10 protein-coding genes are annotated in these 10,287 nt (G+C 69.7%); 5 read left to right on the top strand and 5 right to left on the bottom strand.

Annotation, left to right across the window (positions count from 1 at the left end; translation table 11 throughout):
* Nucleotides 1-1,619: Ig-like domain-containing protein (locus IFT89_RS18530; RefSeq protein ID WP_244650852.1), on the bottom strand; the 1,619-nt coding region annotated here is incomplete at its 3' end.
* A gap of 166 nt (nt 1,620-1,785) precedes the next feature.
* Here IFT89_RS18530 and IFT89_RS18525 point away from each other — a divergent pair.
* The 4 genes from IFT89_RS18525 (at nt 1,786) to IFT89_RS18510 (ending at nt 4,394) form a co-directional block, all read left to right on the top strand.
* Nucleotides 1,786-2,196: a DUF4383 domain-containing protein gene (locus IFT89_RS18525; protein WP_192019770.1), complete on the top strand. Its 411-nt coding sequence runs from the start codon at nt 1,786-1,788 to the stop codon at nt 2,194-2,196.
* Between the two features lies 1 nt (nt 2,197).
* Nucleotides 2,198-2,812, top strand: coding sequence for a hypothetical protein (locus IFT89_RS18520; RefSeq protein WP_192019771.1), 615 nt, complete (start codon nt 2,198-2,200; stop codon nt 2,810-2,812).
* A 94-nt stretch (nt 2,813-2,906) separates the two neighbouring features.
* Nucleotides 2,907-3,566, top strand: a complete 660-nt coding sequence (locus IFT89_RS18515) for a biliverdin-producing heme oxygenase (protein WP_202939686.1) — start codon at nt 2,907-2,909, stop codon at nt 3,564-3,566.
* 123 nt (nt 3,567-3,689) lie between these two features.
* Nucleotides 3,690-4,394, top strand: a complete 705-nt coding sequence (locus tag IFT89_RS18510) for an alpha/beta fold hydrolase (RefSeq protein WP_202939685.1) — start codon at nt 3,690-3,692, stop codon at nt 4,392-4,394.
* Nucleotides 4,395-4,446: 52 nt separating this feature from the next.
* Here IFT89_RS18510 and IFT89_RS18505 read toward each other — a convergent pair whose 3' ends face one another.
* Together IFT89_RS18505 and IFT89_RS18500 are read right to left on the bottom strand one after the other, a co-directional pair.
* On the bottom strand, nt 4,447-4,881 hold the full coding sequence (locus IFT89_RS18505; RefSeq protein ID WP_086475145.1) for a hypothetical protein: 435 nt from the start codon (nt 4,879-4,881) through the stop codon (nt 4,447-4,449).
* Between the two features lie 202 nt (nt 4,882-5,083).
* Nucleotides 5,084-6,343, bottom strand: a complete 1,260-nt coding sequence (locus IFT89_RS18500) for an ATP-dependent DNA helicase (RefSeq protein WP_194719016.1) — start codon at nt 6,341-6,343, stop codon at nt 5,084-5,086.
* A 66-nt stretch (nt 6,344-6,409) separates the two neighbouring features.
* Between IFT89_RS18500 and IFT89_RS18495 the strand changes: the two genes are divergently transcribed.
* The gene (locus tag IFT89_RS18495; protein WP_202939684.1) at nt 6,410-7,477 is read left to right on the top strand and encodes a hypothetical protein; all 1,068 of its coding nucleotides are present in this window, start codon (nt 6,410-6,412) and stop codon (nt 7,475-7,477) included.
* 68 nt (nt 7,478-7,545) lie between these two features.
* Here IFT89_RS18495 and IFT89_RS18490 read toward each other — a convergent pair whose 3' ends face one another.
* Nucleotides 7,546-9,540 carry a cytochrome c oxidase assembly protein gene (locus IFT89_RS18490; RefSeq protein WP_079707440.1) on the bottom strand — a complete coding sequence of 665 codons (1,995 nt, stop codon included), beginning with the start codon at nt 9,538-9,540 and terminating at the stop codon, nt 7,546-7,548.
* 108 nt (nt 9,541-9,648) lie between these two features.
* Nucleotides 9,649-10,287, bottom strand: a 639-nt coding sequence (locus IFT89_RS18485; protein WP_274605599.1) for an SbcC/MukB-like Walker B domain-containing protein, incomplete at its 5' end; no start/stop codon positions are given.

Raw genomic sequence — 10,287 nt, 5'->3', positions numbered from 1 at the left:
CGGGACCGGCCGACGCGCAGCGTCACGAGCACCAGGCCGGCGAGCAGGAGGAGCCCCGCAGCCCAGAGCGTGCCGCCGGCACCGACCCCCGTGCGGGCGAGGTCCGACTCCGCGGGACCAGCGGTATCAGCGACCGGTCCAGCGCCGCCGTCGACCGGCGTGACCGGCGGCTCGACAGGCGTGCCCGGGTCCTCAGGAGTGACCGGCCCGGTCTCGTCCTCGAGCGCGACGAAGAACGAGAACTCGGTAGCCGGGCTCGTGGCGACACCGGCGTTCGCCGTGGCCGTCCACCGCTTCTCGCCCACGCCGACGGCCTCGACCGTGCAGCTGAACGTTCCGGTCGGGGTCGAGAAGGTGAGACAGAGGAAGCTCCCCGCCTCGCGCACCTCGATCAACTTCGACGGTTCGGCCTCACCCGTGACGACGACGCGCTCGCCGACGATCCGCTCCCCGGCGGCCGGGGAGATGATCCGGGGGGCCGCGTTGACGAGGTACTCGAAGGCGTGGGCGACGGACACGACGCCGGCCGTCGACGTCTCGACGACGGACACCTCGTGCGTGCCGGGAGCGAACGCGGCGTCGGGGGTGCACGACCATCGGCCTCGATCGGTGGCCGCGGCGGCGCAGACCGTCCGCTCGGCGGCATCGAGCACGACGACCGAGGATCCGGGCGTCGCCCGGCCGGCGAACTCGGGCCGCGCCTCTCCGACCTGCGCGGCTGGTGACGTCACCGACAGCTCGGACGACGGCACCGGGATGAAGGGCGCCTCCCGGTCGAAGTCGATCCCGACGATCGGGACGATCCGCCCGCTCAATGCCGCGAACTCGTCCTGCAGCGCCTCCGCGGCTTCCAGGCCGCCGGGCTTCCCCTCGATGAAGAAGAACGCCTCGACCGGCAGCTCCGGCGTGCTCTCGACGGTCCACGCACCGACCACGACCTCGTTCCACAGGGCGTCCAGGTAGTCGTCCACCGGGAGGAGCGCGCGCATCTCCAATGAGGCGGCGAACCCGTCGAGATCCGCCCCGAAGGCACAGTTGCCGTTCTTCCACTCGAGGCTGTCGAAGTGCCGCGACCAGGCGACGCCGGAGTCGATGCCCTGTTCCAGGCATGGGGCACTACTGCCCTCGGGATTGCCGTACTCCACCTCGACGGTCGAGCGGTCGCAGCTGTCCGGTCGGGTGTTGGTCGCGGCGTCGGAGGGGAACGCGCACCGGAGCCGCATCTGCGACTCCTGGTCGGCCCACGGCTGCAGGATCATTCCGGCAGACGCGGCCGGCCAGAGCGTCTCGATGCCGAGATCCGCCCGCAAGTAGCTGAACGAGGCGCCGTCGCGGGAGATCTGGAGCGGGGTCGGGAGCACCGTCGAGGTGGTGCGGACGACGACGCCGTTGCAGAAGTAGGCGGCTTCGCCACCGTCGCAGGACATGGCGGTGTCCGCGTAGCGGGCGTTCAGGACGTCCACGATGTTCGCGTCGGCGACCGTGCCGGCGGGCTCCACCGGAACGGACCGGGGCGACTCGGCGAGCGCCGGTGCGGCCGGTGAGGCCAACACGCTCACGAGGGCCAGCGCGGCGGCGGCAGTGGCACGCCGTGCGGCGCGTGCAGGATGCAGGAGCATGAGGGGACCTTTCAACTGGACCGGGTCAGCCTACAACTGGAATACCAGACGCAGAAATCGGACGAATGGTTGAACGGTCGCCGGGACCAAACCGAGAAGCGGCCGACCTCCGAATCACCTCACGCCTCGGATCAGCCCGAGGCTCGACCGAACTCAGGAGGCTTCCATGCTCCACTCACCCAACCGGCTCCTCGCCGCCGTCTTCGGCGCGGTCTACGTGGTCGTCGGACTCCTCGGCGGGATCGTCGCCGGCGGCCTGCCCGTCCTCACCACCGAGGGTGGCCTCCTCCTCGGGATCTTCGAGGTCAACCCGCTGCACAACATCGCGCACGTCCTCATCGGCGCGGCCCTGCTCATCGCCGGGCTCTCGAACGTCGTCGCGGCCAAGACCGTCAACACGGTGGTCGGCGGGTTCTACCTCCTGCTCGGTGTCGTCGGCTTCTTCATCGTGGGTTCCGCGCTGAACATCCTCGCGCTCAACACGGCCGACCACTTCCTCCACCTCGCGAGCGCCGTGGTGCTGCTCGGTGCCGGACTGGCTGCGGACAAGCGCACGCACCGGGTGGCGACGGCCTGACATGTCGGTCTCCGTCGAACGTCAGGACGCCCGGGCGGGCGCCGGCACAGCGGTCCGCTCCGGGACGACGTCGATCTCGAACAGCCTGCTCGCGATGTGCACACTCGGTGCCGGTCTCGTGCTGATCGCGACCGGTGCCGGGTCCTCCCCCGTGGGCGCGATCCCGCTCGTCACCCTGGGCGTCGCCGCACTGCTGTGGTCCGTCGTGGTCCTCGTCCGCGACCGGGTGCCGGGCCTCCGAGCGTCCTTCGCCGGCGCGGTGGGCACGGTCGTCGTCTGGGTGGCGCTGTACGGACTCGCCTCCCTCGGCGTCACGACCGTGCCCCCGTTCCTGCCGACCCTGTCATCCACGGTCCTGCTGCTCGTCGTCGCCGGGGTGCTCGCACGGCGACTCCGGCGGGTCACCCTCGCATCGACGGCGCCGGACGAACTCGAGCTCGACGCCCTGGTGACGCGCGCGAACCGTCGGCCACATCGCGAGCCGAGCACGGGACGGTACGTGCTCACCCTGCTCGCCGGGGCAGCGGTCGTGGCGGCGCTCACGACACCGGCGCTGGCGCAGACCAACGCAGGGGCGTTCGCGGTCCCGCACGGTTCCCTGCACAGCAGCCACTGATTCCCTCCACAGCGACAGATCCACCCTCCCGTTCTCGAGCCCGGCCCGTTACACTTAGGCAACCCTTACCGAGCCAGCCGACGCGGAGTCCGACATGAGCACTGTGATCCCCTTCTCCCAGGCCCTGCGCGAGCGCACGTCCTCCGGCCATGCCTCCAGCGAGGGGGCGGACTTCATGAGCGACCTCATGACCGGGAAGGGCTCGAAGGAGGACTACGTCGCCCTCGTCGCGCAGCACTTCTTCATCTACGAGGCCCTCGAGGCCGCAGCCGACCGCATGCGCGCCGATGCCGTCGCCGCTCCGTTCATCAGCGACAAGCTGACGCGGCTTCCCGCCATCGTGCAGGACCTCGAGTTCCTCATCGGTCCGGACTGGCGCGAACAGATCACCCCGCTCCCCACCACCGCCCGGTACGTGGCACGGATCAATGAGGTCGGCGCCGTCTGGCCCGGCGGCTTCGTCGCGCACCACTACACCCGGTACCTCGGTGATCTCTCGGGCGGGCAGATCATCCGCACGCTGATGCAGCGCCAGTTCGGCTTCGACACCAACGGTGTCGGCTTCTACCTCTTCGGCGACATCGCGAAGCCGCGCGAGTTCAAGGACACCTACCGCGAGCAGCTCGACGCCGTGCCGTGGGACGACGAGGAGCAGTCCCGCGTGATCGACGAGGTCATGGTGGCGTACCGCTTCAACACCGACCTCTTCCGCGACCTCGCGACCGCGAAGGCCGCAGCGACCGCCGTCGCCTGACCCGTCCGTCCATTCGCCCATTCTTGGGCGAATGGGTGTTCATTCGCCCATTCTTGGGCGAACGAACTGCGGGCGGCGAAGCACCCCTCCCGCCGCTCGCAGGCCCGGCGTAGCATCTCGGGCATGGACGTCATCCTCGTACCCGGTTTCTGGCTCGACGCATCCTCCTGGAGCGCGGTCACACCCCCGCTCGAAGCGGCAGGCCATCGGGTCCGACCGCTCACCCTCCCCGGCCTCGAGAGCGTCACTGCCGGCCGCGCCGGCATCGGCCTCCGCGACCACGTCGACGCCGTGGTCGCCGAGATCGACGCCGGCACCGAGCCGGTCGTGCTCGTCGGACATTCCGGCGGTGGCGCCATCATCTCCGCCGCGATCGACGCCCGCCCTGACCGCGTCGTCCGCGCCGTGTACGTCGACTCGGGCCCACTCGCCGACGGCGCGTGCATCAACGAGGAACTCCCCTCGTCGGGCTCCGAGATCCCGCTACCCGACTGGACGGTGTTCGACGCGGAGGACCTCGTCGACCTGGACGACGAGCTCCGTGAACAGTTCCGGGCCAGAGCCGTCCCGCAACCGAAGGGCGTCGCCGTCGACCGACAGCAGCTCTCCGACGACGACCGCCGCCTGTCCGTCCCGGCGACGGTGGTCGCGTGCGAGTTCTCGTCTGAGATGCTTCGTGGCCTGATGGAACAGGGTCACCCGTACGTCGCGGAACTGGCACGGCTACAGGACGTCGAGTTCGTCGACCTCCCGACGGGCCACTGGCCGCAGTTCACCAAGCCGGCCGAACTCGGCGCGATCCTGCTCCGGGCCGTCGACCGCACCTGAGGTCACGCCACCCGGCCGCTGATTCAGCGCGGCACGGGCCGCGGAAGTCCGATCAGGACATGGCGAGCGAGAGCGCCAGCACGCCGAACATGGCGACGAAGACCAGTGCGAGGACGGCGTACATCGCGATCTGCACGCCGCGTCCCTTGATGACCGCCTGACCCCGCGGCGCGAGCGAGCCTGAGACCCACTGCTGCGCCGGGGCGATGTAGTCGAGCGTCGGCGCCTCGCCGGGCTGCAGCAGGTAGTCGGCACGGCCGAACTCCCACAGCCACGCCATCGAGCACGAGACCTGCACGGGCCGGTCGGCCGGAACCGTGAACTGCGACGGTCCCCAGGTCGGGCGGTGTTCGAAGCCGTCGATGCGGACGACGAGCGGGATGAACCCCCAGTATCCGGCGAACGGCGGCTTGCTGGCGTTCAGCTCGAGCGTGCGCCAGGCGGTGATCGGACCGGGCTGCGGCCACTGAGCTTGTCCATAGGTCATGAGCGATAATCGTAGTTCTTCGGATGTGGTCCCGCTCGCACAAACTCTGCCGATCCCTGAGCCCAACCCCGGTCCCTGAGCCCGAACCCGGTCCCTGAGCCCAACCCCGGTCCCTGAGCCTGTCGAAGGGCACATGCGACCGTTGCGACGTCGCCCTTCGACAGGCTCAGGGACCGGACGGCTTCGGCCGAGACCGGAGACGCTACTGCCCCGACATGAACCGCTTCACGTCGGTGTCGACGATGATGTCGCTCGGGCGCAGCGGCCGGGAGAGGTAGAGACCGTCGAGCGTCGAGATGCGGCTGAGTGCGACGTAGCTCTGCCCCGGGCTGAACGCGCGGCTGCCCAGGTCGACGATCGCGCGGTCGTAGGTCTTGCCCTGCGACTTGTGGATGGTGACCGCCCACGCGAGCCGCAGCGGGAACTGCGTGAACTCGGCCACGATGTCGCGCTTCAGCTGCTTCGTCACCGAGGAGTAGGAGTACTTATACTTCTCCCACGTCGCCGGCTCGACCTCGAACTGCTCGCCGTCGACCTCGACCCAGACGGTGGAGTCGATCTTCACCACGGTCCCGAGCGTGCCGTTCACCCAGCGACGCTCGCTGTCGTTGCGGAGGAACATGACCTGCGCACCGACCTTGAGGTCGAGGGCCTCGTCGGCGGGGAACGCCCGCCCGCCGAAGTCGCCCGAGACCTCCGCGTTGGCGGTGAGCGGCTTGCCGTCGAGCTTGGCGAGCGCCGCCTTGTTGATGCGGTCGACGGTGTCGTTGCGGCTCGCGAGGGTGATGACGCCGTCCTCCGGTGGGATCCTGGCGCCCATGCCGTTCAGCCGGCCGGCCATCTCGGCGGTGACCTGGCCGTGCCGGACACCGTTGAGGAGGTACTTGAACTCGGCCTCGTGCTGGCGGTGGATCTCCGTGAGCTCGACGAGCTGCAGCGGCGTCTCGGACCACACCTTGGCGTCGAAGAACCAGAACGAGCGGTAGGTGTCGGCGATGTACGCCCGTTCCTCGAGGCTGCCCGGCACGGGAGCGAGCTGGTACGGGTCGCCGAAGAGGACGATCTGCACGCCGCCGAACGGCTCGCGCGGCCGCTGCCGGGCCTGCCGGAGGCTCCGGTCCATGGCGTCCATGAGGTCGGCGCTCACCATGGAGACCTCATCGACGACGAGGGTGTCGATGGAGTTGAGCAGCTTGCGGGTCTGATCGTTCTGGTCGATCGTGTGGTCGGCGATGAGCCCGATCGGCAGGCGGAACAGCGAGTGGATCGTCTGCCCGCCGACGTTCAGCGCGGCGACACCCGTCGGGGCGCAGATGGCCAGCTGCTTCGAGGTGTTCCAGGCGAGGTGGTTGAGCAGCGTCGACTTCCCGGTGCCCGCCCGACCCGTGACGAACAGATGCTCGCGGGTGCTCTCGATGCGGTCGAAGACGGCTTGCTGCTCGGCGGAGAGGGCTACGCTCATGATGCTTCGGTTCCCTCCCGTTTTCGCCCTCCAATCCTACGCGAGGTGCCCGCCTAGGATGTCAGGATGAGCCATGTCGCGACACGTGGGGAGCTGCGACGCCCGGGAACGGTGCGCGGTGCCCTCGTCCGCGCCGTCGTGCTGTGGCTCTGCATCGCGGCGCTGCTCGTCGCGGCCATTCTCTCCGCCTGGTCGGCCGTCGCCCGCGACGTCTACGGCGCCGGTTCCTTCGCGCGCGGGTACCTCGACGCCCTCGCGGACGACGACGCCGCGACCGCGCTCGCGTTGCCCGGGGTCGCCCTGAGCTCCGCCGAACTCGCCGACGCGGGCCTGCCCGCCGAGAGCTCGGACGCCCTGCTCCGGAGCGAGGCGCTCGGCACGATCGAGAACGTGCGCCTCGTCTCCGACGTCACGACCGCATCGGGTGCCCACGAGGTGACCTTCTCGTACCGACTCGCGGGTCAGCCGCACAGCACGGCGTTCTCGATCACGAGCGGCGAGCGCACCTTCGGGCTGTTCCCGTCGTGGCGCTTCGAGACGAGCCCGTTGAGCGTCGTCCAGCTGACCGTCGCACACACGACCGGGTTCCGGGCGAACGGCTTCGAGCTCGACACCCGCCGCGTCGCGGAGGGGACCGAGGGGGCCTTCACCTCCACCATCCCGCTCCTCACCTTCACGCCGGGCAGCGTCGACTTCGACGTCGACACCACCTACCTGGCGGCATCGGTGGAGACGGCGACGACGACCGAGGTCGCGAGCGTCGTCGACGCCGAGGTGACCGCGAGTGCCACCCCGGACTTCGTCGGGGAGGTCCAGACCCAGATCGACGGCTACCTCGACAACTGCGCCACGCAACAGGTCCTCCAGCCCACCGGGTGCCCGTTCGGCATGGTGATCCGCGATCGCGTGGACGACCTACCGGTGTGGTCCATCGCGGCCTACCCCGTGGTGGCGGTCCAGCCGGGCGACACCGGTTGGCAGATGCCGGCGACGGACGGAGCCGCGCACCTCGTCGTCGACGTGAAGTCACTGTTCGACGGCACGGTCTCGACCCTCGACGAGGACGTTCCGTTCACCCTCTCGGCGTTCATGACGATCCGCGACGACGGCTCCCTCTACATCGACCTCCGCTGAAGCCCGCGAACTGTCACTCCAGCACAGTCCGACACCCCTCACACTGTTCCGGAGTGACAGTTCGCGGGCTAGGAGCGGGTGTCGTTGGCCGCCATGCGCGCGAGACGCTCGTTGTACTCGTTGAGCTCCGCGTCGTTCGTGCGGTCCGCGTTGCGATCGAGTCGCTTCTGATCCTTCGCGTCGCTCTTACTCCACGAGATCGCGACGGCGACGGCGAGCGCGAGGGTCGGGATCTCGCCGACGCTCCAGGCGATCCCGCCGCCCGTCTGCTGGTCGAGGAGCGGCGCCTGCCCCCACGTGCGTCCCATCGCCCCGAACCAGTCGGCGAGGAACAGCCCGGTCGAGGAGATGATCGCCAGCCCGAAGAACGCGTGGAACGCCATCGTCGCGAAGAGCAGCAGGAGCCGCATCGGGTACGGCAGGCGGTACGGGACCGGGTCGATGCCGATGAGCGACTGCACGAAGAGGTAGCCGGTGATGAGGAAGTGCACCACCATCCACTCGTGGCCGATGTGGTCCTCCATCGACCAGCGGAACAGCGGCGTGTAGTAGAACACCCAGAGCGATCCGGCGAAGAGCACCGCGGTGACGATCGGGTTCGAGATGATCCCCGCGAACTTCGAGTGCACGGCCAGGAGTACCCACTCCCGGCCTCCTCGGGAGTCGTCCGAGCGCTTCCGCACCGCCCGCGCGAGCAGCGTGACCGGCGCTCCGGGGACGAGGAGCACGGGGACGAGCATGGTGAGGCCCATGTGTCCGAGCATGTGCACGCTGAAGAGGTACGGCTGGTAGACGTTGATGCCGCCGCAGGTGAGGTAGAAGAGCACGAGCAGCCCGAGCACCCAGCTGACGGTGCGCAGGATCGGCCAGGAGTCGCCGCGGCGGTGCAGGCGGACGACGCCCGCGATGTAGAAGAAGATGCCGAACGCACAGGCCAGCAGCCACAGGAGGTCGATGTTCCACTCGGTGAAGTACCGCGCGAAGGTCAGTTCCGGCGGCAGTTCCTCCCCGGTGAGCAGCACCGCGGGTGTCGGCGCGGTCGGCACGGTCTGGTCGACCGGCGGGGCCGTCTTCGCGAGGGCTGCGGCGGCACCGGAGGCGATGCCCATGAACCCGAGCTCGAGGGCGACCAGCCACCAGAAGGTGCCGGTGCGGCCCGCGGGGGTGTCCGCTCGTGCAGCGGCGGACCGCTCGATGCGACCGATCAGCACCCGACGCTGCAGCGCACCGAACAGGCCGAGCGCCAGCAGCGCGAAGACCTTGACGAGGACGAGGATGCCGTACGGGGTGCCCAGGCGGTCGAGCGAGCCGATGCGCAGCTCGGCGCTCACGTACCCGGAGACCGCCACGACGACGAAGGACACGAGTGCCACGGTCGAGTACCGCATGAGCACGGGGGCGAGCCGGCCGTCTTCGAGGGTCTTGCGGATGAAGACGAGCGTGAGCAGACCGCCGAGCCAGATGGCGGCGAACACGAGGTGCAGGCCGAGCGCGGTGACGGCGGCGTTGTGCCCGCTCGCCTCGGCGGAGTGACCCTGCTGGGCCATCGGCAGCAGCGACACGAGGGACAGCCCGAAGACGAACACAAGCACCGTGTGGTTGCGGACGGCGAAGCAGAGCACCGTGACGGCCGCGGCGATGAGCGTCGTCTGCAGCCAGGCCTGGCCCGACTCGATCCCGGTGAAGAAGAGGCTGAGCTTCGCACCGAACGCGTCGTCGAAGGTGAGCGGCACCTGCGTGACGTTCAGGAAGGTGAAGAAGCCCGTCACGCCGGACGCGACGGTGAAGACCGCGGCGCCGGCTGCGGCGACGTCGAGCGCCGCGCCGTACTCGCGCCGGTCCGGGCTGAGCGCCCAGCAGGCCATGAGCAACGCGCCGATGGTGACGGCCGCGCTCAGGTTGACGAGCAGTTGTGCGATCGGGAGTCCCCACCGCACGACGGCGCCGGGATCGCCCAGGAGTTGCGCATCCGCTCCGCCGCCGAAGGCCAGACCCGCGAGGAGGGTCGCCACAGCCACGAGGAGCAGGAGGGCAGGACCCGCGAGGCGGACGACACGATTCACGCTGCAAGCCTACGCGGCGCTGCTGGGAACCCCGACCGCAGCGGGATCAGCCGAAACACCGGTCCCTCAGCCGAACCACCGGTCCCTGAGCCTGTCGAAGGGCGCCGGTCACGCCCGCACGAGCAGGGTCGAGGAGCCGTCTTCCAGCCGCCGCACCTCGATGCGTTCGCCGATGCGCTGCTTCATCTCCTCGACGTGGCTGACGACGCCGACGACGCGCCCGCCGGCCGAGAGCCGACCGAGCTCGGCCATCACGGTGTCGAGCGTCTCGGGGTCGAGGCTGCCGAACCCTTCGTCGACGAAGAGCGTGCCGAGCTCGACACCGCCGGCCTCGCCCGTCACGACATCCGCCAGCCCGAGTGCGAGGCAGAGCGAGGCGTAGAACGTCTCGCCACCGGACAGCGACTTCGGATCGCGACGCCGGTCGGTCCGGTGATCGTGGACCGTGAGCGACAACCCGACGCGCTGGCTGCGGGAGGGTCCTTCCTTGACGTCGCTGCGGACGAGCTCGTAGCGCCCGCCTGACATCGACTCCAGGCGCGCGTTCGCCGCCGCCACGACATCCTCGAAGCGGCGCAGCAGGACGTAGGTGCCGAGGGTGACCTTCGTGCTGTTCTCGCTGCCCGTGGCCGACACCACGTCGGCGAGGCGGACGACGGCCGCGGCCTCGCGGACCGCGTCGGCGTTCTCGTCGGCCGCCTCGGCGAGCGCCGTGCAGGCGGCAGCCGCGTTGGTCGCTCGTCGTGC

Origin of the sequence: Plantibacter sp. CFBP 13570, from assembly GCF_014841395.1 — a bacterium.
Taxonomy (GTDB): Bacteria; Actinomycetota; Actinomycetes; order Actinomycetales; family Microbacteriaceae; genus Plantibacter; species Plantibacter auratus.
Note: the sequence above shows the minus strand (reverse complement) of the source record. Positions and strands in the feature narration are given on the sequence as shown.